We start from the raw sequence: 24,110 nt of genomic DNA, 5'->3' as shown, positions 1-24,110 counted from the left end.
GGTGAACGGATTGAATAAAGGAGTCATGCCCACAATCGGTGCGTACGTCATGTGGGGCATCCTGCCGATCTATTGGAAGTTTCTACAGGAAATACCGAGCAGTCAAATCCTCGCCCACCGTATCGTCTGGTCGTTTCTATTCATTTTACTCGTCTTGAAATGGACGAAACAGTGGACTGAATTCAATTATGCGCTCAGACATCGGGCGACGCGGAACGCCTTTATGTTGAACGGCTTTATCGTCAGTGCGAACTGGTTTGTCTACATATGGGCGGTCAATCACGGCTATATCATCGAGGCATCGCTCGGATATTATATCAATCCGCTCGTCAGCATGGTGTTAGGTGTCCTCGTTTTTCGGGAATCATTAAATCGAGTCCAATGGCTCGCGGTCGGTGTCGCGACGGTCGGGGTGCTCGTCTTGACGTTCGGTTATGGGTCGTTCCCGTGGATCGCTTTCATATTGGCGAGTACGTTCGGGTTTTACGGGATGGTCAAAAAACGGCGGCCGCTTGCGTCGACGGTCAGTCTAGGCATCGAGACGCTCGCGGTCGTTCCGGTCGCGGTCATCTTCCTCGCTTTCGAAACGTCGCGCGGCGGGCTCACGATGACGGGCGAACCGATTGTTTGGGCCGCGCTCTTAGGCACGGGCGTCATGACGGCGTTGCCGCTCCTGTTGTTCGGTTACGGGGCGCAACATATCCCGTTCACGCTCGTCGGTTTTTTACAGTTCATCGCCCCGACGCTCAGTCTGGCGATCGGTGTCATCTTGTACGACGAACCGTTCACGACGTATCATGTTTTCGCGTTCACGTGCATCTGGATCGCCATCTTTTTCTTCAGTTGGAACAGCTGGGTCCAAACGCGAAAACGCCGTCAACTTGCATGAAGTGAAAGCTGTTACATTTCTCAAAAACATGATAATATGTTAGATGTCAGACCTATATGTCAGAGGAGGAATTTATTATGGAATTAGCACGTTATATCGACCACACGGCCTTGAAGGCAGAAACAACGAAAGATCAAGTTACAAAATTATGTGCAGAGGCACTTGAGTACAAATTCGCGAGCGTTTGTGTCAACCCGACATGGGTCGCTTACGCTGCCGAGCAACTTAAATTAGATGAGGACGTCAAAGTTTGTACGGTCATCGGATTCCCGCTCGGTGCGAACACACCTGAAGTGAAAGCGTTCGAAACGAAAGATGCGATTGCCAACGGCGCAGACGAAGTCGACATGGTCATCAACATCAGTGCGATGAAAGACGGCGATTTCGACCTCGTCGAACGCGACATCCGTGCCGTCGTCGAAGCAGCAAACGGTACGCTCGTCAAAGTCATCTTTGAAACGTGCCTGCTTACTAAAGAAGAAATCAAAAAAGCGGCTGAGCTGTCAGTCAAAGCGGGTGCAGACTTCGTGAAAACGTCGACTGGATTCTCAACTGGCGGCGCTACCGTCGAAGACATCCGACTCATGCGTGAGACGGTCGGACCGGATCTTGGCGTCAAAGCATCAGGCGGCGTCCGTGATTTCGCAGGCGCACAAGCGATGATCGATGCTGGTGCAACGCGCATTGGCGCTTCTGCCGGAATTGCCATCGTCACAGGCGGGCGTTCGGACAGCGATTATTAATTGAAGTAGTAGTTGACCACACGACTTAATTTCACTATAATGTGGTATGACGTGTGAAACACGTTTCCTTAGTCGTGTAATTCGGAGGGAGGGAAAACTAGTGGAAACTCGTGTCCGTAAAAACGAATCGCTTGAAGACGCTCTTCGTCGTTTCAAACGCGGTGTTGCGAAAGATGGCACTCTTGCCGAAGTTCGCAAACGTCGTCACTACGAAAAGCCAAGCGTAAAACGTAAATTGAAATCAGAAGCTGCTCGCAAGAACAAGAAATTCTGATTGAAGTTTCTTTTGTAGAGAGGGTGTTGGCTCATGAGTCTGCAAGAACGCTTGACGGACGACATGAAGCAAGCCATGCGCGCTAAACAGAAAGATCGTCTCACGACGATCCGGATGGTCAAAGCGTCGCTCCAGAACGAGGCCATCAAACTTGGTCGACAAGATCTTACTGAGGAAGAGGAGCTCACGGTGCTCAACCGAGAGATGAAACAGCGCAGAGACTCCCTCCGAGAATTCGAAAGCGCTGGTCGTGAAGACCTTGCTTCTAAAGTAGCTGATGAAATTGTCGTACTAGAGGTCTACATGCCTAAGCAACTCTCTGAAGACGAAGTCACAGCAATCGTCAAGGCGGCAATTGCCGAGACGAACGCTGCGGGTCCGTCCGATATGGGTAAGGTGATGGGCGTCGTCATGCCACAAGTTAAAGGCAAGGCTGACGGTGGTCTTGTGAACCGAATTGTCAAACAACAATTGACGAATTAATGATAAAAGGCAGGGAACTTTGGAGAAATCCAAAAGTTTCTGCCTTTTTTTGCGTATTATGAAACCACATTCAATCTTGTTTCGTATACACTAGAGATAAGAGGTAGCTTTGGATTTGGAAGGGGGTAGCAATACGATGACATTTGGTCTCGGAGTGATTCTGACGGTGTTTTTCGTCGGGATTGTCCTTCTTGGAATTGAAGTGTTCGTTGCCGGTTTTGGATTGTTCGGGGTCCTCGGGATAGGCGCCGTCGTGGCGAGTTTGATTATGGCAGGTGCCACGATCGGGCAGCTTTGGCTGTCACTTGGTTTAGCGACGGCGCTTGTTGCGGGACTCGGGTTTTGGGCGTACCGTCGACTGCAGTCGAATCGCTCGCTCATGTATAAAGGCTTGATTTTGACCGATTCGACGTCGACTGATAAGGGGTATTTGTCTCATGATGACCGGAAGCGGTTGCTTGGGAAAGTCGGTGTCACATTGACGCCACTTCGTCCAGCAGGTACTGCTGAGATTGAAGGCGAACGAATCGACGTCGTGGCAGAAGGTAGCTATCTCGATGAACAAACAAAAATTGAGGTGTATAAAGTCGACTCAGGACGCGTTGTCGTCCGACGCTTTGTAGAACCGAAGGAGGATGTAACAGAATGACACCAGAACTATTAAGCACGTTACTCATCACAGGTGGGGGATTGATCGCGCTCGCCGTGTTCTTCACGTTTGTACCGGTCGGCCTGTGGATCAGCTCGTTTGCTTCAGGCGTCCACGTCTCCATCTTCACATTGATCGGGATGCGACTTCGTCGCGTCGTCCCGTCTAAAATCATCAACCCGCTCATCAAAGCCGTCAAAGCGGGCATCGGTTTGAACACGAACCAGCTCGAGAGTCACTTTTTAGCCGGTGGTAACGTCGACCGTGTCGTCAACGCTTTGATCGCGGCGCACCGTGCCGATATCGAGTTATCGTTCGAACGTGCCGCCGCCATCGACCTTGCTGGCCGGAACGTGTTAGAAGCCGTACAGATGTCGGTTAACCCGAAAGTCATCGAGACACCGTTCATCGCCCGTGTCGGTGAAGGGGTCGTCTCGACGATCGGTTCGCAACATAACCATAAACACGTGCTTGAGAACCCGGATATGATTTCACGTACCGTATTGACGAAAGGTCTCGATTCAGGGACGGCGTTTGAAATCTTGTCGATCGACATCGCCGACATTGATATCGGTAAAAACATCGGCGCGGTGCTCCAAACCGACCAAGCCGAGGCAGATAAGAAAATTGCGCAGGCGAAAGCCGAGGAACGTCGTGCAATGGCGATCGCCCGCGAGCAAGAGATGAAGTCGTCGGTCGAAGAAATGCGCGCCAAAGTTGTCGCGGCCGAGGCGGAAGTACCGCTCGCGATGGCAGATGCGCTTCGTAACGGCAAGCTTGGGGTCATGGATTACGTCAACTACTTGAACGTCCAAGCGGATACGCAAATGCGTAATGCGATCGGTCATCCAGTCGAATCTGATAGAGAGTAATCGATATGGATGGATTATGGATCTTACTATTAGCCGCCTTCGGGGTCGCTTCAGCGGTCATGAAGCGACTTGAGAAGTCGTCATCTACCGGAGAAAAGCCACCGAGCACGGATCTGAAACGGTATTTGGATACGGTCGGCGACATGATGAAAGAAGTCGATGGGCCACTCAACGATCCGCGAGACGAACGACAGAACAAAGTACCGCAAAAAGTTCGTCGTCGTGTCGCGATTCCGGTCGAAAATTCAGACCGGCACGAGTTTGATCCGAATCGGCACGCACCAAAGTCGCGTGAGTCGCTCCCGAAAGTGAGCGCTGCGTTCGAACAGGCAGTCAAAATCCCTCCGATAACGGAAGCGACCGATTCACGACAGACAGCGCAACCACGCATTTCGATGAAGCAAGCGCGTCAAGCCATCGTCTGGAGTGAGATTCTTCAGCCGCCGGTCTCGAAACGCCGCCGTCGGTAATTTTTTAGCAGTGACTCGATGTCGCTGCTTTTTTTGTGGCTCGAGCTAACGGTCTTTCTTTCACGAACGGCATGATAGTGCTAAAGTAAAGAAGGAACAATCTATAGATGAGGGGGAGAAACATCCATTGATTACGACAGATAAGATACCGTTCGTCATGGAACATGCGAGCGAAGCGCAGGCACTCCTCGGACCGAAAGACGAGGTGTTCCATGCGATCGAGGCCGAGCTTGCCGTCGCGCTTACGCCCCGTGGCGAAGAGCTGATCATCCAAGCCGATAGCGTGGAGACGCTCGAATTGACGAAAAGTGTGATCAAGACGCTGCAACAACTCGTTAAACAAGGTGCACGGTTGAACGAGGGCGATGCGATCAGTGTCATCCAACATATTAAGATCGGCAAAGGGGAAGAACTGCTCGAACATTATGGCCGCGTCGTTTTCACGACGAACAAAGGGAAACCGATCCGGGCGAAGACGGTCGGACAGAGCCGTTACGTCCGGGCCATCGAGAAACGCGACCTCGTATTCGGGATCGGGCCGGCCGGGACCGGGAAGACGTATTTGGCGGTCGTCCTTGCTGCGCGGGCGCTGAAAGAAGGTCAAGTGAAACGGATCATTTTGACGCGTCCTGCCGTCGAGGCGGGTGAGAACCTCGGTTTCTTGCCGGGCGACTTAAAAGAAAAAGTCGACCCTTACTTACGACCGCTCTATGACGCCTTGTTTGACGTCTATGGTGTCGAACACACGAACCGTCTGCTCGAGCGAGGCACAATCGAAGTCGCCCCGCTCGCTTACATGCGCGGACGGACGCTTGAAGATGCGTTCGTCATTTTGGATGAGGCGCAGAATACGACGAAAGAACAGATGAAAATGTTTTTGACACGGCTCGGGTTCGGGTCGAAGATGGTCGTCACCGGTGATTTGACGCAAGTCGACTTACCGAGAGGGAAAGCGTCGGGGCTTCAAGAAGCGCTCCATCTCCTCGAAGGGGTCGACGGGATTCACTTCGAACACTTTAGCGCCTCAGACGTCGTGCGGCATCCACTCGTCAAAAAAATCATCAACGCCTACAGTACAGATATTACATGACGAAAGGGGGGGCACTGATGCAGCAAGCACGTCATTGGACGGTCGCCACAATCTCCGTCCTCTTTTTTCTCATCCTTGGCGCGATCCTCTACTTTACGGTGCGCCCATCAATCATCAGCGTTGAGCCGCTTGGCATCGCCGCACAAGATATCCGCTCCCCGATCACGATCGAGGACAGGGTCGCGTCGGACCGTCTGAGACAAGACGCGACGAACGCCGTCGGGAGTCAGTTCTCATTACGCCGTGAATTCGCCGATCAACAGATTGCCAAAATTGAGCAATTGTTTGCGGCGTTCGAAGACACAGATGAGGACACTGAACTGTCTGATATCAAAAATCGATTGAACTCTACAGAAGTGAACGGGCTCCTTGCAGACGATGAGTTGAACTCACTCCTGGAGGCGACCGTGAACACGCGTCGTACCGTCGAAGACGTCGCCGTGACGGCGCTTCAAGAAGTCATGGCCAATCGGATCGAAACGAGTTCCGAGTCGATTGCCGAGGCGAGAGACCGGGCGTCGACGGTCATCGACCAATCACCGTTGTCGTTAGAATTCCGAGCGGTCGCGACGAGTTTAAGTGACCAACTGATCGTCCCGAACTATGTCTTCGATTCGGAAGCGACTCGTCAGAAAGAACAAGAAGCGATCGACGCCGTTGAACCGGTTATCATTCAAGAAGGGCAGCTCCTCGTCAACCAAGGGGAAGTCGTGACCCGTGAAATCTATCGGAAGCTCGAATTGACCGGTGCGATTGACCCGAACCGTTCGTTCGCGCCTTTGTTCGGTGCCTATTTGCTCAGCGGACTCTTGACGGTCGGATTTTTATTCATGCTGATCCGTTCAAAAATTCAAGAGCTTTTGCTCCGACCTAAAATTTTGATTACTGTCTATGGCCTACTATTGCTGCAACTAGGTATTTTCTTCGGCGTCGGTTATATCGGGATCGAGTTCACGACGTATGCGTACGTCATCGCCCCGACGGCGTTCGTCGTCTTATTGCTCCGTATCTTAGTCGATGAACGGGTCGCGTTGGCTTCGGCGCTCATCACGATGATCGCTGGTTCAATTGTTGCGAGCTTTGGCCAAAATACGAGCTTTATGACGGTCGTTTACTTTGCGACCGGGAGTTTCCTGGCTGTCTTTTTGGTCGAACCGAAGATTCAACGGAAACGCTTGTTCCTTTCAGGCGTCTTGCTCGGAATCATCAACATCATCATGGTGCTCGCGCTCCTGTTCTTGCGGAACACGCAAGTGACGTGGGAGATGGTCGCCTATTTATCCGGTTTCGCAATCACGAGCGCCTTGCTGTCGATCGTTCTCACTTTCGGCTTCCTGCCGTTTCTAGAGCCTTGGTTCGGCGTATTGTCGTCCGGACGCCTAGTCGAATTGATGAGCCCGACGCATCCGCTGCTGCGAAAACTGTTGATGGAGGCGCCGGGAACGTATCACCATAGCATGATGGTCGCCAATCTCGCCGAGTCGGCGTGTGAGGCGATCGGGGCCGATGGTCTGCTCGCCCGGGTCGCGAGTTATTATCACGACCTCGGCAAGACGGAACGGCCGCTCCACTTTATCGAGAATCAACAAAACGGGGTGAACCCGCACGACCGGCTCACACCGGAAGAGTCGGCCGACATCATTATGGCGCATCCTTACGACGGCTCTGATTTGTTGCGGCGCTATAAACTGCCGAAAGAGATTATCGACATCGCCGAGCAACATCACGGGACGTCGCTGCTCAAGTTCTTTTATGTGAAAGCGAAAGAGTCACGAGACGTGACAGAGTCACGTTTCCGTTACCCGGGACCGAAACCGCAGTCGCGTGAGGCGGCGGTCGTCATGATCGTCGATTCGATCGAAGCAGCGGTTCGGTCGCAAAAACAGCCGACACCGGAGCGGATACGTCAGCTCGTCAGCTCGATCATTCGCGACAAGCTTCAAGACGGTCAGTTCGAAGAGTGTGACTTGACGACGAAAGAAGTGTGGCGTGTCGGCGAGAGTGCATGCGAGACGTTGACCGGCTTGTTCCATGAACGGATCGAATACCCAGAACTAAAGAAAGAAGGCGAATTACATGCAAATCATCTCGAACGATGAACAAGGGTTGTTGACCGAGTCTCAGCTCGAGTTAGTCGAATCGATTTTAGTTCACGCGGCCTTGGCTGAACAAGTCGAAGAACCGAGTGAACTGTCAGTCACATTTTTAACGAATGACGAGATTCAAGTGATCAACCAGGAGTGGCGCGGCAAAGACGCGCCGACGGACGTCATCAGCTTTGCTTTTGACGAGATGGGAGAAGAAGAGATGGACTTCATGCTTGATGAGGATGAACCCCGTCTATTGGGCGACATCGTCATCTCGGTGGAGCGGTGCCGCGAGCAAGCGGCGGACTACGGTCATTCGTTCGAACGTGAACTCGGTTTCTTGGCGATTCATGGCTTTCTCCATTTGCTCGGCTACGACCATATGACGCCAGAAGAAGAAGCCGAGATGACGGTGCGTCAGGAGCAAGTGCTCGCTCATTTTGAGTTGAAGCGAGGCGAGGTGTGAATCCGTTCTGGTTTGCGGTGCACGGGATCGTGCACGCGGTGCGAACCGAACGGAACATGCTGATTCACCTCATTGCAAGCCTGCTCGTCGGATTGTTCTGTTGGTGGCTCCCGACGACAACGCTTGAAAACCTCATCTTGTTCGGGTGGGTCGTGCTTGTCATCGCTCTCGAATTGATGAACACGGCCGTCGAACGGACGGTCGATCTCGTGACGAAAGACATCGAGCCGCTCGCCAAACAAGCGAAAGACGTCGCGGCGGGATCGGTTCTCGTCGCTTCGGGCGGAGCAGCCGTAACAGCGCTCGTCATTTTCGGGCCGTATTTATTCGCTTTATAATCAATGTATTGGAAATTTAGAAAGCAGGTGCACTATGTATCAAGAAGGTTTTAAATCAGGTTTTGTTTCAATTATCGGACGTCCGAACGTCGGGAAATCGACGTTCTTGAACCGGGTCATCGGTCAAAAGATCGCCATCATGTCAGACAAGCCCCAGACGACACGTAACAAGGTCCAAGGTGTCTATACGACAGACGACACGCAAATCATCTTCATCGACACGCCAGGGATCCATAAACCGAAGCACCGTCTCGGCGACTTCATGATGAAAGTGGCGACGAACGCGTTGCGTGAAGTCGACGCGATTTTGTTCATGGTCAACGTCACAGAGCCGCGCGGTGCCGGTGACGAGTTCATCATCGAGAAGTTGAAAGGACTCGACACACCGATCATCCTTGTGATGAACAAAATCGATTTGATTCACCCGGACGAGATTCCCGCTGTCATCGAACAGTATACGAATCAACTTGATTTCGCGGCGTACGTTCCGATTTCAGCCTTGCAAGGCAATAACGTCGAACCGCTCATCGGTGAGATCAAGAAGCTGCTGCCTGAAGGGCCGATGTACTATCCAGCCGATCAAGTGACGGATCACCCGGAGCGCTTCATCATCTCGGAACTGATTCGCGAGAAAGTGCTCCATAACACGCGCGATGAGATCCCGCATTCGATCGCGGTCAACATCGAATCGATCAAGAAACGAGACAACTCGGACATGGTCGACGTCGAAGCCGTCATCATGGTCGAGCGTGACTCGCAAAAAGGAATCGTCATCGGCAAGAAAGGTGCGATGCTCCGTCAGGTCGGGACGGAAGCGCGTCATGACATCGAGCTCTTGCTCGGTACGAAAGTGTATTTAAACTTATGGGTGAAAGTCCAAAAAGATTGGCGCAATAAGATGGGCCAACTCCGTGACCTCGGTTTCCGCGACGACGAGTATTGAGCCATGTTACAAAAAGTCACGGGCATCGTCATTCGGACCGTCAATTATGGTGAATCCAACAAAGTCGTGACAATCTTCACAGAAGAGCTCGGGAAAGTCGCCGTCATGGCACGTGGTGCGAAAAAGCCAGGGAGTCGGTTGCACGCATCGAGCCAACCGTTCGTCGAAGCCGTCTATATCTTCCCGTCGAGCCGCGGTCTCGGTCAACTCAAGTCGTCTGACGTGATCACGTCATACCCGGAAGTGCGAAAAGATGTCGAGCGGATGGCGTATGCCGTGTACTTGCTCGAACTCGTCGATAAAACTGTCGAAGATCGAGTCCCGAACCGGCCGTTATACCGAATTTTGAATGACGCGCTCCAAGCGCTGAACGCCGGAATGGACCCAGAGATCATCATCCATCATTTCGAGCTCAGAATTATGTATCTGCTCGGTGTTGCCCCGGTCTTGACCGGTTGTGTCCGGTGCAACGATGTGACCGACCCGATGTTCTTTTCCGTGACGTCGGGCGGGTTTCTCTGTTCGCGTCACCAAGAGGCAGGGTCGATTCAGATGAGTGAGCGGCTGGCGAAGTTACTTTACTTGTTGAGCCGGCATGAGCTGTCAGAGTTTAGTAACGTCCCGTTGACGAAGGAGACACGTCTCCTGTTACGGCAACTTTTTGACGCCTATATGGACTCTTACAGCGGATTGAACCTCAAGACGAAACGAGTCCTCGATCAGATGCAGCGACTTTACTTGAACGATGATTGACAATTCATGCAAGGTTCGATACCATAATCTACGATTAGACAAATGAAATAGCGTGCGCTGTGAAGGAAAATGAGTAGTTCTTAAATCATGGGTAAAGCGAGTTCGGGAAGGTGAGAGCCGAACGCCATGAAGAGAGCGAATGGCGATTCCGGAGCGCCCCAATCCAAAGAGTGGCCTCGATACCGAGGCAAGTAGGGTGGAACCGCGGGTAATCCCGTCCCTATGTGCTTGGCACATAGGGGCGTTTTTTGTCGTTTCAATACTTTTGGAGGTGTCACATATGAAGCACAAAACGGTGCAAGAAATCATTCTCACGTTGCAAAATTTTTGGGCGTCGAAAAACTGCCTGACGATGCAAGCGTATGACGTAGAAAAAGGGGCCGGAACGATGAACCCGATGACGTTTTTACGGAGTCTCGGACCAGAGCCGTGGAACGTTTGTTATACGGAGCCGTCACGCCGTCCGGCTGACGGTCGATACGGGGAAAACCCGAACCGTCTGTATCAACATCACCAATTCCAAGTCATCATGAAGCCATCCCCAAACAACATTCAAGAACTCTATTTGGAGAGTTTGGAGCTCATCGGCATCAACCCGCTCGAACACGATATTCGCTTCGTCGAGGACAACTGGGAAAACCCGACGTTCGGTGCGGCCGGACTCGGATGGGAAGTATGGTTGAACGGGATGGAAATCACCCAGTTCACATACTTCCAACAAGTCGGCGGGATCGAGTGCGACCCGATCGCCGTCGAGATCACGTACGGCCTCGAACGTCTCGCGTCATATATTCAAGAAGTCGAGAGCGTGTTCGACCTCGTCTGGACAGACGGTTTCAAGTATGGCGATATTTTCTATCAGCCAGAGTTTGAACACTCGAAGTACACGTTCGAGCTGTCAGACGTCGATATGTTGTTCACGTTGTTCGACACGTATGAGAAAGAAGCGAAGCGGGCGCTCGAGGAAAACCTCGTCTTCCCGGCGTACGATTACATCTTAAAATGCTCGCACACGTTCAACCTGCTCGATGCGAAAGGCGCGATCTCGGTGACGGAACGGACCGGTTTCATCCAACGTGTCCGCAACATGTCGCGGGCATGTGCGGCCAAATTTATCGAAGAACGGGAACGCCTCGGCTTCCCACTCCTTAATCAAGAGAAAGCAGGTGCCTTGGATGCGTGACCTTTTACTAGAAATCGGACTTGAAGAACTACCAGCCCAATACGTGCTCCGCTCGGAGAAACAGTTAGGAGAGCGCGTAGCGGCGTTCTTGTCGGACGCCCGCGTCAACTTCGGAGCTGTCACGGTCTATTCGACACCACGTCGTCTCGCTGTACTCGTCCGTGACGTCGAGGAGAGTCAACAAGATTTGACGGAGACGCTCCGGGGACCGGCTAAAAAGATTGCGCAAGATGCAGACGGAAACTGGTCGAAAGCGGCAGCAGGATTTGCGCGTGGACGCGGACTGTCAGTCGACGACCTTTACTTCGCGGAAGAAAAAGGGGTCGAATACGTCTTCGCAAATCGTCACGAGTCAGGTCAGCCGACGGCTTCATTACTTGGCGGCCTTGAAGACGTCGTCCGCGGCATGACGTTCCCGAAAAATATGAAATGGGGTACGAGCAGCCTCCGTTACATGCGTCCGATCCGCTGGTTAGTCGCCATGTTTGGGACAGAACAGATCGATTTCGAGATCGAGGGCGTCAAAACAGGTAATGTGACACGCGGACATCGCTTCTTAAGTAAAGGCGACGTGACGATCTCATCACCTGACCGCTATGCGGCCACGCTCGAACAAGAGTTTGTCGTCGCATCGTACGACGACCGTCGCGAACGCATCGAGCGTCAAATCGAACAATTGGCGAACGAGCAAGGATGGACGGTGCCACTTGACGCATCGCTGCTTGAAGAAGTGACGAACCTCGTCGAGTGGCCGACAGCCCTGTTCGGTGAGTTTGATGCGAGCTACCTCGACCTTCCGGAAGAAGTGTTGATCACGACGATGAAAGAGCATCAGCGCTATTTCCCGGTCTATGTCGGTGACACGCTCCAACACTATTTTGTGACGGTTCGTAACGGTAACGCAGACCATCTGCAAAACGTTGCCAAAGGGAACGAGAAAGTCATCCGGGCACGACTCGCCGATGCCGTCTTCTTCTATGAGGAAGATAAAAAGACGAAGATCGACGACCAGCTCGACCGTCTCGACCGCATCGTCTTCCATGAGAAGCTCGGAACGACAGGCGCGAAAGTTCGTCGCGTCCAACAACTCGCGCTCACGCTCGCTCCACTGTTCAGTGCCGATGCTCAAAAAGTCGAACGCGCTGGAAAGATTCATAAATTCGACCTCGTTAGCCAGATGGTTTACGAATTTACCGAGCTTCAAGGCGTGATGGGAGAAAAGTATGCACTCCAGCAAGGTGAGGACAAAGAAGTTGCGGCCGCGATCCGTGAGCACTATATGCCACGCTTCGCCGGAGACGCATCACCGGCCACGCCGACGGGGGCCGCGCTCGCACTCGCGGATAAACTCGATTCGATTGCTGCGTTCTTCGGGGTCGGCATGATTCCAAGCGGTTCACAAGATCCGTTCGCCCTTCGCCGCCAAGCGCAAGGAGTCGTTCAAATTCTTGGAGATTGGCACGTCGATCTACCAGTCGACAAATTACTTTCACAAGTTGTCGAATCTCAGGTGGAAGCAGGACTTTACGATGCCGATAAAGAACAAGTCAAGGCGCAACTTAACGACTTCTTTATGCTCCGCTTGAAGTATCGTCTGCAAGAGAGACAAGTACGATACGATGTGATTGATGCCGTTCTCACGACTGGTCTGACTGTCGAACAGCTCGACGCTCGCGCGGAGGCGGTTCAAAATATGCTGTCAGACGAGGCGAAACAGTTGATCGAGCAGTTGACGCGCGTCGTCAATATCGCTAAAAAAGGCGAACCAGGACTAGTGGATCCGGCCTTGTTTGAGAATGCTGAAGAGAAAGCCCTTCACGCCGCGGTCGAATCAACATTGCCCGAGACACATGAAGCGGTCGAAGTGGGCGACTACACGCGTGCCATCACATCACTTCGAGCGCTTGAACAACCGATAAGTGCTTATTTTGAAAATACGATGGTCATGAGCGACGTAGAAACGATTCGCCATAATCGTCTCAGTGAGATGAAGCGACTCGCTACGACGATCGAGCGTGTTGCTGACTTCAGCGCGCTCGTACTCTGATCAAACTAGAGGGGGTTGGCTATGCAGCTGAATGAACGCCAACAGAAGATTGTTGAGATTGTGAGAGTGAACGGACCGATCACGGGAGAGCAGATTGCTCAAGAGTTATCGCTCACCCGTGCCACGCTCCGCCCTGATCTTGCTATTTTGACGATGACTGGAATATTAGAAGCAAGACCACGCGTCGGCTACACGTTCGTCGGCAAGCGAAATTCATCGCTGCTCCGCGAAAAACTCGATTCGCTGACCGTTGGTGATTTCATGTCGTCCGCGAAAGTCGTCAGCAATGAAATGACCGTGTATGATGCGGTCGTCACGTTGTTCTTAGAAGATGTCGGGTCGTTGTTCGTCGTCGGAAAAGACAATGAGCTTGTCGGGGTGTTGTCCCGCAAAGATTTACTGCGGGCCGCCATCGGCAATCAGGACCTCGACCAATTGCCTGTCAACGTCATTATGACGCGGATGCCGAATATTACCGTTTGTGAAAAAGGTGAGACGCTCATTCGGGCCGGGATGAAGTTGATTGAGAAACAGATTGACGCCATGCCAGTCGTCGAAGAGAAGGATGGTTCGCTCATCGTGCTCGGCCGAATGACAAAGACGAACATGACCAAGGTGTTGATTGCACTTGCCAACGATGAATCGTTCTGAGGAGGAAATTGGTTTGACAAACAAACAACTCGTATTTGTCGTGAGTGACTCTGTCGGAGAAACGTGTGAGCTCGTCGTCCGGGCGGCAAGCATCCAGTTCCATGAGAACGCGATCGAGACACTCCGGATTCCTTTCGTCGAAGACGAACAGACGATTCATGATGTCGTCACGCAGGCTAGAGCCCAAGGAGCGGTGATCGCCTTCACGCTCGTTAATGAAGAACATCGCTCACTGCTCGTGTCGCTCGGTAAAACGTATGACGTCAAAACGATCGACCTGCTCGGCGACCTCCTAGACGTGCTCTCGGGAAAACTCGGGGAGAGCCCGCGTGAGAAACCGGGTCTGATCTATCGTCTAGACGAGGATTACTTCCGTAAAATCGAGGCGATGGAGTTTGCCGTCAAATATGACGACGGACGTGATCCGCGTGGCTTGAAAAAGGCCGATATCGTCCTCGTCGGTGTGTCTCGCACATCGAAGACGCCGTTGTCACAATATTTGGCGCTAAAACGTTATAAAGTCGCTAACGTCCCGCTCGTGCCGGAGTCGCGTCCGCCGGAAGAACTGTTTGAGGTGTCACCGGATAAGTGCGTCGGCTTGATCATTTCTCCGGACAAGTTGATTTCGATTCGAATGGAGCGTTTGAAATCGCTCGGTCTAAAACCGGAAGCGGATTACGCTCAACTCGAGCGAATCAATCGGGAACTCGAGTACGCGCGAGGGATATACGAACGAATCGGTTGCGAGGTCATCGATGTGACGAATAAGGCGGTCGAAGAGACGGCAGGAATCATCTTACGTCAGCTTGAACTGTCAAAAGATGACTGAGCGCTCGCATTAGTAATCGACGCGTGTTAACGGTATAATAGAGTATTGACACGATAGTGAAACGGAACGTGGTGAGCGTTCCGTTTCGTTGCGAGATTGGATAGGGAGTGGTGGAGTTGCCACGTATACCGGATGAAGTCATTGCGGAAGTGAAACAAGCCACGGATATCGTGGACTTGATCAGTGAACGCGTTGAATTGAAAAAACAAGGCCACCGTCTTGTCGGACTTTGTCCGTTCCACTCGGAAAATAGTCCTTCTTTTTCCGTATCGCCTGAAAAAGGCATGTACCATTGTTTCGGTTGCGGTGCTGGCGGGAACGTCTTTACGTTCGTCATGGAAACGGAAGGGTTGTCCTTCCCGGAAACGATTGAGCGCTTAGCGACACGGGCAAACATCGCTGTAGAAGGGGTGGCCGGTGACGAAGAGTTGACACGCGATCAAGTCGTTCGCAAACAAATGCGTGATGCTCATCGGATCATCGCCGACCTGTATCACGAGGTATTGATGAAAACCGAGGCCGGAGAAGTCGGCTTGACGTATTTACGTGAACGCGGTTTGGCTGAGGCGACGATCGGGCAATACAAAATCGGATACGCCCCTGATCAACGCCGCTTCACCGTCGATTCACTCGAGCGAAGAGGGTTCGACCTAGAAGTCATGGTCGAAGCAGGACTTATTTCTAAATCTAGATCCGGTGAATATTTTGACCGGTTCGAAGGAAGAGTCGTCTTTCCGATTGCGGATCGAGACGGCACGATCGTCGGATTTAGCGGCCGTGCGATTGACGACAGACAGCCCAAGTATGTAAATACGGCGGAGACACCACTCTTTAACAAGAGTGAGTTGTTATTTGGATTTTCACAAGCACGTGCATCGATGCGGAAACAAAAACGGGTGCTCCTTGTCGAAGGGAACGTCGATGTCCTCCAAGTCGCCCAAGCCGGGACGGCCGAGGTCGTCGCTTCACTCGGGACGGCATTTTCATCGCAGCATGCCCGGGCGTTGTCACGGATGGTCGATGAAGTCGTGATTTGTTACGACGGAGACCATGCCGGACAAGAGGCGACGCTAAAAGTCGTTCGCATGCTCGAGGCGTATCCGCTCGACGTCCAAGTGCTCATGTTGCCGGAGAAGACGGACCCGGATGATTATATTCGGACGAACGGTCGGGAGCAATGGCAACGTTTTGTCGAATCGGAACGCTTATCCGTCCTCGATTTCATGAACCGGACGCTTCGGCGCGGGAAAAATATGAATCGTGAAGGAGAACGGATCCGGTTTATTGAAGCTATGCTTGGGGAAATCAGCAAGACGGACAACTCGATTCGCCGCGATTTATATTTAAAAAAATTGGCGAATGAGTTTGACATTCCTGTCGAAACGCTAGCGAATCGAATGCCGCGACCGGTGTCGAGCCAAGTGCAGGCATCACCAGCGGTTCGTGAACCAGAACCAATCCGTAAACGATCGAGTAAAGCGAATGAACCACGTTTTGTGAAGGCTGAAAAATTACTGTTACGGGCGATGCTCAGTGGGCCGGAACGGGTTCGCTTCGTTCGCGACCGACTCGGCCTAGCTTATCAAGATGAGATTCATCGCATGTTGGCGACGGCGTTTTATGAGATCGTTTCAGAAGACATGACGCTTGAAGAGTTTGAGCAGGTCATGCCGCCTTTTATGGAGCGTCACTGCGACCAACGTCCTGACTATGCCAACCGCTATGCAGAGATTCGCCTCATGTCAGCGCCTGATGATCTGACTGAAGAGGTTTTAGATGAATACATTAAGGTGATAAACAGTTATGAGGAACAGCGTCAAATCGAGCGAGCAAAAAGGGAAATCGGGCAGGATGCCGAAAGTATAGTAGACCAGGCATCGAAGCTACAAGAATTGATTACCCGGAGTCGCCGCTTACGTGAACGATGAACGCGAAGGAAGTTTGGAAGGAGTTGAACTGCTAGATGGCAGAGAAGAAAAAAGAGGATTTATTTAACGCCATAGACGAACTTGAAAAGTTGGGGAAAAAGAAGGGTGTCGTATCGATGCAAGCGATCCAGGATCGCCTCAGCCATTTTGAGGTCGATTCAGATTTTATCGATAACTTCATTGAAGATTTAGAAGGCAAAGACATCCGCGTCACAGAAGATGCGGCCGATGCCGAAGAGACTCCTACGAAAAAAGAAGACGAAGAGGTCGACTTGAATGATCTGGCTGTCCCGCCAGGAATTAAAATCAACGACCCGGTCCGGATGTACTTGAAAGAGATCGGCCGTGTCGATCTGTTGAGTGCCAAAGACGAGACCGAACTCGCGAAGCGAATCGAGCAAGGCGATGACGAGGCGAAGAAACGTCTCGCTGAAGCCAACCTTCGTCTCGTCGTCTCGATCGCGAAACGCTATGTCGGTCGCGGCATGTTGTTCCTTGACTTGATCCAAGAAGGGAACATGGGTTTGATCAAGGCAGTCGAGAAGTTCGACTACATGAAAGGGTTCAAATTCTCGACGTATGCGACGTGGTGGATTCGTCAAGCGATCACACGTGCCATCGCCGACCAAGCCCGGACGATCCGGATTCCGGTCCATATGGTCGAAACGATCAACAAATTGATCCGTGTTCAACGTCAATTGCTGCAAGACCTCGGGCGCGAGCCTGCTCCTGAAGAGATTGCCAAGGAGATGGAATTGACGCCTGAGAAAGTTCGTGAGATTTTAAAAATCGCTCAAGAACCGGTGTCGCTTGAAACACCAATTGGTGAAGAGGACGATTCGCACCTCGGTGACTTCATTGAAGACCAAGATGCGATGGCTCCTCAGGACGCAGCAGCCTATGAACTGCTCAAAGAACAACTCGAAGACGTGCTCGATACGTTGACAGACCGGGAAGAGAACGTACTCCGTCTCCGCTTCGGGCTTGATGACGGTCGGACGCGCACGCTCGAAGAAGTCGGTAAAGTGTTCGGGGTCACGCGTGAGCGGATCCGTCAAATCGAAGCGAAGGCGTTACGGAAGCTCCGTCATCCGAGCCGGTCGAAACGCTTGAAAGACTTCCTCGATTAATCGTGTTTTTGAATAAAATGTGAAGATTAAGAAGAAAGGAAGGAAAATGAGTGATTTTCCTTCCTTCTTTATTGTTTTTTGAGTAAAATAGTGAGGAATAGACATTTGGAAAGAACATGAGGGGGAAATACAATGCGTAATCCATTGTTACCGTTTGCAGCGATCGCGATCGTCGCAATCATCGCTATGGTCTCATTATCGTATTTTGGCGTAAACCAAGCGCAACAAGCCGCTGAAGGTCCAGCCGTCACCGAGATGAACCCGGAAGACTTGTACGCTGCTAAAGGCTGCACAGGTTGCCACGGCGGAAATCTTGAAGGTGGCGTCGGTCCGGCGTTGACTGGAGTCGGAGAACGTTTGTCTGCTGAAGAGATCGCGAACATCATCGTCAACGGTCAAGGTACAATGCCGGCCGGTCTCGCGTCTGCTGAAGAAGCCGACGTGCTCGCGACATGGTTGATTGAACAATAAGGGTGAGGCGTACTCCTTCTGGGGTACGTTTTTTGTTGTCCGGACAAGAATATTTCGTTACCCTAAAGAAGAAGAAGAAGAAGAAGTAGACAAAAGGAGTTGTCCCCATGCAAGAACAAGTCACGTTAGACCGGCGACTGAAGCGAGTCGTCGATTTTATACCAGCTGGAAGCATTTTAGCCGATATCGGTTCCGACCACGCTTACGTCCCGTGTTATCTCGTACAGCAAGGAATCATCGACCGAGCCATCGCCGGAGAAGTGAATCAAGGTCCGATGGAAGCGGCCAAAGCCCAAGTCGAATTGATCGGCGCATCGAGCAAGATTGACGTCCGGCTCGGTGACGGATTGGCGGTCCTGAATGAAGACGAGGCGACATGTATCTCGATCTGCGGGATGGGCGGAAGCTTGATCCGATCGATCTTAGAGAACGGACGGGATAAGTTAGGCGCGGTCGAACGACTCGTGCTGCAACCGAACGTCGATGGACAGCAAGTTCGGGAATGGTTGCTTGTATCAGGTTTTACGCTCGTCACGGAAACGATTGTCGAGGAGAACGATAAAATATATGAGATTCTTGTCGGGGAGCGGGGCACAGAAACGCGTTACAGTGCGGACGAGGCGGAGCGGACGTGGCAGCTTATGTTCGGGCCGGAGTTGCTGAAGACTCGTCCTGAACCGTTCAAATTGAAGTGGGGCCGGGAAGCGGACAAATTGGATTACGTGCTCGGTCAAATGGCCGAAGGCGCCCAGACCGAGGCGCTCGTCCGGAAGCAGGAGGAGTTCAAAACGTTACGCGACAAAATGAGAGAGGTGAGTCAGTGATGGCAAACGGAAATCATATCATCCAACTGTTTGAAGAGTTCGCACCGAAACATCTCGCGGTCGAAGGCGACAAGATCGGCCTACAGATCGGTACGCTGAATAAACAAGTGAATCGGGTCATGGTCACGCTCGACGTGCTCGAATCGGTCGTCGACGAAGCCATCGAGCAAGAGGTGGACTTGATTATCGCGCATCATCCGCCGATCTTTAGCGCGCTCACCCAAGTGACCGATCGCAACGCCGCCGGTCGAATCGTTACGAAATGTCTGAAAAACGATATCGCCGTCTACGTCGCCCATACGAATTTAGACGTCTGTGAGGGCGGGGTCAACGACTGGATGAGCGAGGCACTCGGATTGCGTGAGACCGAAGTGCTCGTCCCGACGTATGAAGAGCCGGTGTATAAATTGTCGGTCTTCGTCCCGGAGACACATCAGTCCGCCGTGTCTAAAGCGTTAGGCTCGGCCGGAGCCGGAAGGATCGGGAATTATGGCGATTGCCAATTCACGGTCACAGGGAAAGGGCAGTTCACCCCGCTCGACTTGGCCGACCCGTACCTCGGACAAATCGGGAAAACGGAGCAAGTCGATGAAGTGAAGATCGAGACAATCGTTACCGAAAGTAAGAAGAAGCGGGTGTTAAAAGCGATGTTTGACGCTCATCCTTACGAAGAGGTCGCTCATGACTTGATTCGGGATGAGATTACAGGGCCTGTCCTAGGTCTCGGCCGCATCGGTCGACTCGACAAGCCGCTGACGCTCGCTGAATTTTCGGAACATGTCAAAGCAAGCTTTGGTGTCGAAGCGGTGCGGGTCGTCGGCGACTTGGGCCGAACAATCAAAAAAGTGGCCGTGCTCGGTGGTGACGGCAACAAGTATGTCTCAGCCGCGCACTTCAAGGGAGCCGACGCCTACGTGACCGGTGACTTATATTTCCATGTCGCCCACGACGCGATGGCGCTCGGGCTCGCCGTAGTCGACCCGGGTCATCACGTCGAGAGCGTCATGAAACAAGGCGTCGTCGACGTCTTGCAACAGAAGTTCACGGCAGCAAAACTCGAGGTCGAGCTCCTCGTTTCCGCTACGGACACGAATCCTTTTAAGTTCCGCTGAAACTGAACACAACCCCCGCCCTCATGCATGAGGACGGGGGTTGCTTGTCATTTGCGAAGCGCCTTCACTCTCGGCAAAATGTTTCGCAGTTCGAGATAAGGTGTCTTGTCGTGTGTGCTCAAGTCATCACGGTCGTACTGCGTCAAAAAGTCGATGACTTTTTTCGTGATCGGCGTCGGTGTCGACGCGCCCGATGTGACCGCGACCGTTTCGACGTCTTGAAGCCAATTGAGATCGAGCTCACTCAAGTCACCGATGCGATAGGCATTCGTCCCGGCAATCTCTTTAGAGACTTGGGCGAGGCGGTTCGAGTTGTTCGATTTCGGATCACCGACGACGATGAGCAAGTCGCAGTCGCCGGCCTGTTCGGCCACGGCTTCCTGACGAACTTGTGTCGCGTTACAAATCTCGTTATGCACCTCGACGTGAGGATAGCGTTCTTGAATGAGTTCGATCAATGCCGAAACGTCCCATTGGCTCATTGTCGTCTGGTTCGTGACGAGAATGTTTGCGTCTAACAAATGATCTGGCAACGCCTCAAAATCGCTCTCGTACTGGACGAGATGGACTTTTCCAGGGGCGACTCCCATCGCGCCTTCAGGTTCGGGGTGACCGTGCTTGCCGATATAGATGACTTCGTAGCCGGCCGCTGTCTTCTCACGAATTAAATCGTGCGTGACGAGAACGTCAGGACAAGACGCATCGACAATCGTCAGTCCTTTTTCGATGGCACGCTTCCGAACGAGCGGAGAGATGCCGTGGGCCGTAAACACGACGGTCCCTTTGTCGATTGTTTCAACTGCTTGCATCCGATCCTCACCGTCTACGGTCTTGACGCCTAAGTCTTCAAACGCTTGGGTGACGTGACGGTTATGGACGATCATACCGAGTATATGGATAGGCCGTGGTAAATCTGGGTTGGCCACGGCTTCATTCGCTAATTTCATGGCATCGACGACGCCATAGCAGTATCCGCGTGGGCTAATTTTTTTAACTTTCATTTCGTGATGAACGCTCCTTTCGCGATGCTTTCCTACGTATTAGTCTAACATTGTTTCGAAAATACGAAAAGAATTGCGTGTATTCATGCTATAATCTTAAGGTTAGAAAGGAGGGACACCGTGGAACGCTTGAGAACATTGCTTGAAGTTCGAAAATCGTACTTCTTTCAAATCACATTTATTATCTTTATCATTCTTGGACTCGTCATCTCATCACTAGCTTTCTCTGCCGATCGCGTGACGGTGTCCCGCGCGGAAGAATTGGCGAAAGAACAATTTGACTATGCGATTGATGGGAGTATCGAGAACCTCGAGACAAGGCTTGGGAAATTGTATGAAGACCTCGTCTACCTTGGTGCTTATGTTGGAAACGAACCTTTGATTGAAGAGCGGATTCGGACGGGTTACTTGAACCAACGAACGAGTTTCACTTCGATCTTTTACTATGATTTACGAGAAGATGAATTCACTTGGTATTCGCAACGGCAAGTCCCCGCGATGACGTTAAAGGCTGATCCGAAATTTAAAGAAGTCATCACTTCGAACGGCGACGATTTATTCATGAGTGACCCTGTATCGATTTCTGGTGATGCGGGCACGTATCTTTACGTACCCGTCATCGAGGACAACCGACCGATTGGCATGTTTGGTGGAAGCATCAGTGTGCTTAACTCGGACCTCTATCGGCGCATGCTCGAATCCACGAACGATGATATGATTCTCTACCTCTTAAATGAGCGGGGAGAAGTGTTATCGACATCGTTTAACCTCGTCACGGATGCGGAGCGAAGGTTGTCACGCTCAATCGTCGAAACGACGGATGAGTATGACGTTCGGACGATTTTAAGTACCGAAGACGATGTCATCATGTTCGAACCGGACGCTCGAGTGAACGGATGGAGCGTATTGGCCAAGCATAGCACGGATTCGGTTTATGAGGCGGTCTATGATACACGTTGGCAATATTTGATGATTACGCTCGTCACTTTCTTCTTAAGTATTTTAGTCGGTCTCCTTCTCTCGAAGACATTGACGAGCCCGCTGCTCGAACTCGTTCAAAACATCAAGAAACAACAGTCACTCGAACCGATTTTACTCGAACGCACCGGTTCAAAGGAAGTCCAGACGCTCCTCGATACGTATAACGACTACTCGAACCGGATGGAGACGGCTCGACGTGAGCAGTTGAGCCAACAACAGCTCTTGCTCCAACAAGAGAAGCTCGCCTCGCTCGGTCAACTCGCGGCCGGGATCGCTCACGAGATCCGTAACCCGCTCACACCTGTCCAAATCACCTTGCAGATGGCGAAAGAAGGTCATGGTAGTGAAGAAATGCTCGACCTTGCACTGTCCGAGCTCAATCGGGCTAACCATTTGATTACGACGATGCTCACGCTCGCCAAACCAGATCAATCCAAGCTTCAAGAAGAGTGGCTCGACATGACTGAATTTGCGAGTCGGCTCGAGTTCTTACTCGACGCCGAATGTTATAAACGGGTGACGAAGTGGGAACTGATTGTTCCGAATGAGATGCCGCCGTTCTACTGTTCGAGCGACATGCTCGTTCAAACCATCTACAACTTGTTTAAAAACGCCGTCGAAGCCGTCGATTCAAAAGGGGCGGACGGTAGCGTCACGGTCACGGTCCTCTTCACGGAGCGGGATTATCGGTTCTTGATTGAGGATAACGGAATCGGGATGACGAAAGATCAAGTGAACACGGTCGGGTCGGCGTTCTATACGACGAAAGAGAACGGCAACGGGCTAGGGCTGTACATGATTCGAGAATCATTAAAAGCCGTAAACGGTCAAATGGAAATCGAGAGCGTTGAAGGAGAAGGTACGGCGATGATGATTAAAATCCCAAGGCGGACAAACGTATGAAGGGCTTCCGCTATTACTGGCTTTGGATTCCCGTCATCTGGGCCATGACGATTTTATTGATCACGTCGATCCAGTTGCCGGAACGCGCGACGACGAACAATGAGGTCGGCTTCGTGTTCGTCAGTGAAAAACACGAACACGCCAATAAGTTGTTAGCCGCATTTGTACGAACGGCCAATCAAAAAGGGTTCATTCCGATTCCGACGACAAGTGAGGATTCACGTGTCTTAGAAAAAGAGAAATTGGATTCTTTGATCGAGCGCGGTGTCAAAGCCATCTTCGTGACGACGCTTGACGAGACGTTCATTCAATCATCGCTCGAAAAGGCGAGAGACAAAGGGATTCCGATTATCGCGATCGACCGGATGATCGACCACGATAGCGTGCTCACGTCCGTCGTGTCCGATAACGTTGAAATCGGGCGGATGGCCGCCAACCATATTGCCGCCAAACATACCGCACTCGATCGGCCGATCCGTGTCGTCGAAGTGAGGGGAACGGCAAAAGTCCGCTCGACCATCGATCGTAGCCTCGGGTTGACCGAGTACGATAAAGCCCATGACGACCTCGAGGTCGTGGCCTCGCTCACGGGTAACTACGATCCGTTCCAAGCCGAGATCGAGATGTCGCGCTGGCTCGAGGAAGACATCCCGTTCGACGCCGTGTTTTCCCATAACGACGACAATACGTTCGGGGTCGTGAGGGCGCTCGAGAGCAAGAGACTAAATGACAAGACAATCGTGTCGGTAGACGGTGTGACAGAGATTTACCCGTTGATTCATAGCGGGAAAGTCGATGCGACGGTCGTGCAATCCCCGAACGAAATGATTGAAGTCGGGTTCAAAGCGCTCGAACAGCATTTGAGCAGTAAAAAAATCTCGGCGCACTACTATTCATCGAGTTACTTGTATGAAGGACTCGGTAAAGATTAATTGACAAATAACTAGATTCCGCTATGCTAGGAAAAGTGGAAAGAAACAGGAGGTGTATCGA

Annotated in this window: 25 protein-coding genes; 24 read left to right on the top strand and 1 reads right to left on the bottom strand. The window is 52.0% G+C overall.

Translation table 11 applies throughout. From position 1 onward, the window contains the following. Positions 1–25 precede the first annotated feature (25 nt). The 22 genes from rarD (at position 26) to EVJ20_RS05175 (ending at position 20,232) form a co-directional block, all read left to right on the top strand. Positions 26–889: an EamA family transporter RarD gene (gene rarD / locus EVJ20_RS05280; RefSeq protein ID WP_236633361.1), complete on the top strand. Its 864-nt coding sequence runs from the start codon at positions 26–28 to the stop codon at positions 887–889. 77 nt (positions 890–966) lie between these two features. After that, the gene (deoC, locus tag EVJ20_RS05275) at positions 967–1,632 is read left to right on the top strand and encodes a deoxyribose-phosphate aldolase (RefSeq protein WP_070326989.1); all 666 of its coding nucleotides are present in this window, start codon (positions 967–969) and stop codon (positions 1,630–1,632) included. A gap of 79 nt (positions 1,633–1,711) precedes the next feature. Further along, the gene (gene rpsU, locus EVJ20_RS05270; RefSeq protein ID WP_286203271.1) at positions 1,712–1,906 is read left to right on the top strand and encodes a 30S ribosomal protein S21; all 195 of its coding nucleotides are present in this window, start codon (positions 1,712–1,714) and stop codon (positions 1,904–1,906) included. A 33-nt stretch (positions 1,907–1,939) separates the two neighbouring features. Then, positions 1,940–2,389, top strand: coding sequence for a GatB/YqeY domain-containing protein (locus tag EVJ20_RS05265; protein ID WP_070326991.1), 450 nt, complete (start codon positions 1,940–1,942; stop codon positions 2,387–2,389). A gap of 136 nt (positions 2,390–2,525) precedes the next feature. Then, complete coding sequence (locus tag EVJ20_RS05260; RefSeq protein WP_070326992.1) at positions 2,526–3,038, top strand: NfeD family protein; 513 nt, start codon at positions 2,526–2,528, stop codon at positions 3,036–3,038. After that, a complete protein-coding gene (locus tag EVJ20_RS05255; protein ID WP_131507222.1) occupies positions 3,035–3,910 on the top strand; it encodes a flotillin-like FloA family protein in 876 nt (291 codons plus the stop codon). The genes EVJ20_RS05260 and EVJ20_RS05255 overlap by 4 nt, the downstream gene beginning before the upstream one ends. Positions 3,911–3,915: 5 nt before the next feature. Continuing rightward, positions 3,916–4,380: a hypothetical protein gene (locus EVJ20_RS05250; RefSeq protein ID WP_131490391.1), complete on the top strand. Its 465-nt coding sequence runs from the start codon at positions 3,916–3,918 to the stop codon at positions 4,378–4,380. 127 nt (positions 4,381–4,507) lie between these two features. Continuing rightward, positions 4,508–5,470 (top strand): PhoH family protein, encoded by a 963-nt coding sequence (locus EVJ20_RS05245; RefSeq protein ID WP_370251801.1) that lies wholly within the window; start codon positions 4,508–4,510, stop codon positions 5,468–5,470. A gap of 17 nt (positions 5,471–5,487) precedes the next feature. Then, the gene (locus tag EVJ20_RS05240) at positions 5,488–7,569 is read left to right on the top strand and encodes an HD family phosphohydrolase (protein WP_236636165.1); all 2,082 of its coding nucleotides are present in this window, start codon (positions 5,488–5,490) and stop codon (positions 7,567–7,569) included. Then, positions 7,547–8,023 carry an rRNA maturation RNase YbeY gene (gene ybeY / locus EVJ20_RS05235; protein WP_131507218.1) on the top strand — a complete coding sequence of 159 codons (477 nt, stop codon included), beginning with the start codon at positions 7,547–7,549 and terminating at the stop codon, positions 8,021–8,023. The genes EVJ20_RS05240 and ybeY overlap by 23 nt, the downstream gene beginning before the upstream one ends. Then, positions 8,020–8,361, top strand: a complete 342-nt coding sequence (locus EVJ20_RS05230; RefSeq protein WP_070326996.1) for a diacylglycerol kinase family protein — start codon at positions 8,020–8,022, stop codon at positions 8,359–8,361. Before ybeY ends, EVJ20_RS05230 begins: the two co-directional genes overlap by 4 nt. Positions 8,362–8,395: 34 nt before the next feature. Next, positions 8,396–9,304, top strand: coding sequence for a GTPase Era (gene era / locus EVJ20_RS05225; RefSeq protein ID WP_070326997.1), 909 nt, complete (start codon positions 8,396–8,398; stop codon positions 9,302–9,304). 3 nt (positions 9,305–9,307) lie between these two features. Further along, a complete protein-coding gene (recO, locus tag EVJ20_RS05220; protein ID WP_131507216.1) occupies positions 9,308–10,057 on the top strand; it encodes a DNA repair protein RecO in 750 nt (249 codons plus the stop codon). A 280-nt stretch (positions 10,058–10,337) separates the two neighbouring features. Then, positions 10,338–11,240, top strand: coding sequence for a glycine--tRNA ligase subunit alpha (gene glyQ, locus EVJ20_RS05215; RefSeq protein ID WP_016508054.1), 903 nt, complete (start codon positions 10,338–10,340; stop codon positions 11,238–11,240). Next, positions 11,233–13,287: a glycine--tRNA ligase subunit beta gene (gene glyS / locus EVJ20_RS05210; RefSeq protein ID WP_131507214.1), complete on the top strand. Its 2,055-nt coding sequence runs from the start codon at positions 11,233–11,235 to the stop codon at positions 13,285–13,287. Before glyQ ends, glyS begins: the two co-directional genes overlap by 8 nt. A gap of 21 nt (positions 13,288–13,308) precedes the next feature. After that, positions 13,309–13,938 carry a helix-turn-helix transcriptional regulator gene (locus EVJ20_RS05205; protein ID WP_070327000.1) on the top strand — a complete coding sequence of 210 codons (630 nt, stop codon included), beginning with the start codon at positions 13,309–13,311 and terminating at the stop codon, positions 13,936–13,938. Continuing rightward, the gene (locus EVJ20_RS05200) at positions 13,925–14,767 is read left to right on the top strand and encodes a pyruvate, water dikinase regulatory protein (protein ID WP_070327897.1); all 843 of its coding nucleotides are present in this window, start codon (positions 13,925–13,927) and stop codon (positions 14,765–14,767) included. The genes EVJ20_RS05205 and EVJ20_RS05200 overlap by 14 nt, the downstream gene beginning before the upstream one ends. 110 nt (positions 14,768–14,877) lie before the next feature. After that, entirely contained in the window at positions 14,878–16,695 is a 1,818-nt protein-coding gene (gene dnaG, locus EVJ20_RS05195; protein ID WP_233589561.1) for a DNA primase, read from the top strand. Between the two features lie 35 nt (positions 16,696–16,730). Beyond that, positions 16,731–17,825: an RNA polymerase sigma factor RpoD gene (rpoD, locus tag EVJ20_RS05190; protein ID WP_016508087.1), complete on the top strand. Its 1,095-nt coding sequence runs from the start codon at positions 16,731–16,733 to the stop codon at positions 17,823–17,825. Between the two features lie 132 nt (positions 17,826–17,957). Further along, entirely contained in the window at positions 17,958–18,296 is a 339-nt protein-coding gene (cccA, locus tag EVJ20_RS05185; protein WP_070327002.1) for a cytochrome c550, read from the top strand. Between the two features lie 107 nt (positions 18,297–18,403). Next, a complete protein-coding gene (locus EVJ20_RS05180) occupies positions 18,404–19,120 on the top strand; it encodes a tRNA (adenine(22)-N(1))-methyltransferase (RefSeq protein ID WP_131490387.1) in 717 nt (238 codons plus the stop codon). After that, positions 19,120–20,232 (top strand): Nif3-like dinuclear metal center hexameric protein, encoded by a 1,113-nt coding sequence (locus tag EVJ20_RS05175; protein WP_131490386.1) that lies wholly within the window; start codon positions 19,120–19,122, stop codon positions 20,230–20,232. The genes EVJ20_RS05180 and EVJ20_RS05175 overlap by 1 nt, the downstream gene beginning before the upstream one ends. Before the next feature lie 47 nt (positions 20,233–20,279). On the opposite strand, the gene EVJ20_RS05170 is transcribed toward EVJ20_RS05175, so the two are convergent. Next, the gene (locus EVJ20_RS05170; protein WP_131463783.1) at positions 20,280–21,233 is read right to left on the bottom strand and encodes a 4-hydroxy-3-methylbut-2-enyl diphosphate reductase; all 954 of its coding nucleotides are present in this window, start codon (positions 21,231–21,233) and stop codon (positions 20,280–20,282) included. Positions 21,234–21,353: 120 nt separating this feature from the next. Between EVJ20_RS05170 and EVJ20_RS05165 the strand changes: the two genes are divergently transcribed. After that, positions 21,354–23,117, top strand: coding sequence for a sensor histidine kinase (locus EVJ20_RS05165; protein ID WP_071397766.1), 1,764 nt, complete (start codon positions 21,354–21,356; stop codon positions 23,115–23,117). Further along, the gene (locus tag EVJ20_RS05160) at positions 23,114–24,049 is read left to right on the top strand and encodes a sugar ABC transporter substrate-binding protein (protein WP_071397765.1); all 936 of its coding nucleotides are present in this window, start codon (positions 23,114–23,116) and stop codon (positions 24,047–24,049) included. The genes EVJ20_RS05165 and EVJ20_RS05160 overlap by 4 nt, the downstream gene beginning before the upstream one ends. The last annotated feature ends 61 nt before the right edge of the window (positions 24,050–24,110 follow it).

The sequence above is a fragment of the Exiguobacterium sp. SH0S1 genome, from assembly GCF_004337165.1.
GTDB lineage: Bacteria > Bacillota > Bacilli > Exiguobacteriales > Exiguobacteriaceae > Exiguobacterium > Exiguobacterium aurantiacum_A.
Note: the sequence above shows the minus strand (reverse complement) of the source record. Positions and strands in the feature narration are given on the sequence as shown.

Bases quoted from the DNA above. Each gene is read 5' to 3' on its own strand.
- rarD (WP_236633361.1), top strand. From the start codon at position 26: ATGCCCACAATCGGTGCGTACGTCATGTGGGGCATCCTGCCGATCTAT.
- deoC (WP_070326989.1), top strand. From the start codon at position 967: ATGGAATTAGCACGTTATATCGACCACACGGCCTTGAAGGCAGAAACA.
- EVJ20_RS05265 (WP_070326991.1), top strand. From the start codon at position 1,940: ATGAGTCTGCAAGAACGCTTGACGGACGACATGAAGCAAGCCATGCGC.
- EVJ20_RS05260 (WP_070326992.1), top strand. From the start codon at position 2,526: ATGACATTTGGTCTCGGAGTGATTCTGACGGTGTTTTTCGTCGGGATT.
- EVJ20_RS05255 (WP_131507222.1), top strand. From the start codon at position 3,035: ATGACACCAGAACTATTAAGCACGTTACTCATCACAGGTGGGGGATTG.
- EVJ20_RS05250 (WP_131490391.1), top strand. From the start codon at position 3,916: ATGGATGGATTATGGATCTTACTATTAGCCGCCTTCGGGGTCGCTTCA.
- EVJ20_RS05240 (WP_236636165.1), top strand. From the start codon at position 5,488: ATGCAGCAAGCACGTCATTGGACGGTCGCCACAATCTCCGTCCTCTTT.
- ybeY (WP_131507218.1), top strand. From the start codon at position 7,547: ATGCAAATCATCTCGAACGATGAACAAGGGTTGTTGACCGAGTCTCAG.
- era (WP_070326997.1), top strand. From the start codon at position 8,396: ATGTATCAAGAAGGTTTTAAATCAGGTTTTGTTTCAATTATCGGACGT.
- recO (WP_131507216.1), top strand. From the start codon at position 9,308: ATGTTACAAAAAGTCACGGGCATCGTCATTCGGACCGTCAATTATGGT.
- glyQ (WP_016508054.1), top strand. From the start codon at position 10,338: ATGAAGCACAAAACGGTGCAAGAAATCATTCTCACGTTGCAAAATTTT.
- glyS (WP_131507214.1), top strand. From the start codon at position 11,233: ATGCGTGACCTTTTACTAGAAATCGGACTTGAAGAACTACCAGCCCAA.
- EVJ20_RS05205 (WP_070327000.1), top strand. From the start codon at position 13,309: ATGCAGCTGAATGAACGCCAACAGAAGATTGTTGAGATTGTGAGAGTG.
- EVJ20_RS05200 (WP_070327897.1), top strand. From the start codon at position 13,925: ATGAATCGTTCTGAGGAGGAAATTGGTTTGACAAACAAACAACTCGTA.
- rpoD (WP_016508087.1), top strand. From the start codon at position 16,731: ATGGCAGAGAAGAAAAAAGAGGATTTATTTAACGCCATAGACGAACTT.
- cccA (WP_070327002.1), top strand. From the start codon at position 17,958: ATGCGTAATCCATTGTTACCGTTTGCAGCGATCGCGATCGTCGCAATC.
- EVJ20_RS05180 (WP_131490387.1), top strand. From the start codon at position 18,404: ATGCAAGAACAAGTCACGTTAGACCGGCGACTGAAGCGAGTCGTCGAT.
- EVJ20_RS05175 (WP_131490386.1), top strand. From the start codon at position 19,120: ATGGCAAACGGAAATCATATCATCCAACTGTTTGAAGAGTTCGCACCG.
- EVJ20_RS05170 (WP_131463783.1), bottom strand. From the start codon at position 21,233: ATGAAAGTTAAAAAAATTAGCCCACGCGGATACTGCTATGGCGTCGTC.
- EVJ20_RS05160 (WP_071397765.1), top strand. From the start codon at position 23,114: ATGAAGGGCTTCCGCTATTACTGGCTTTGGATTCCCGTCATCTGGGCC.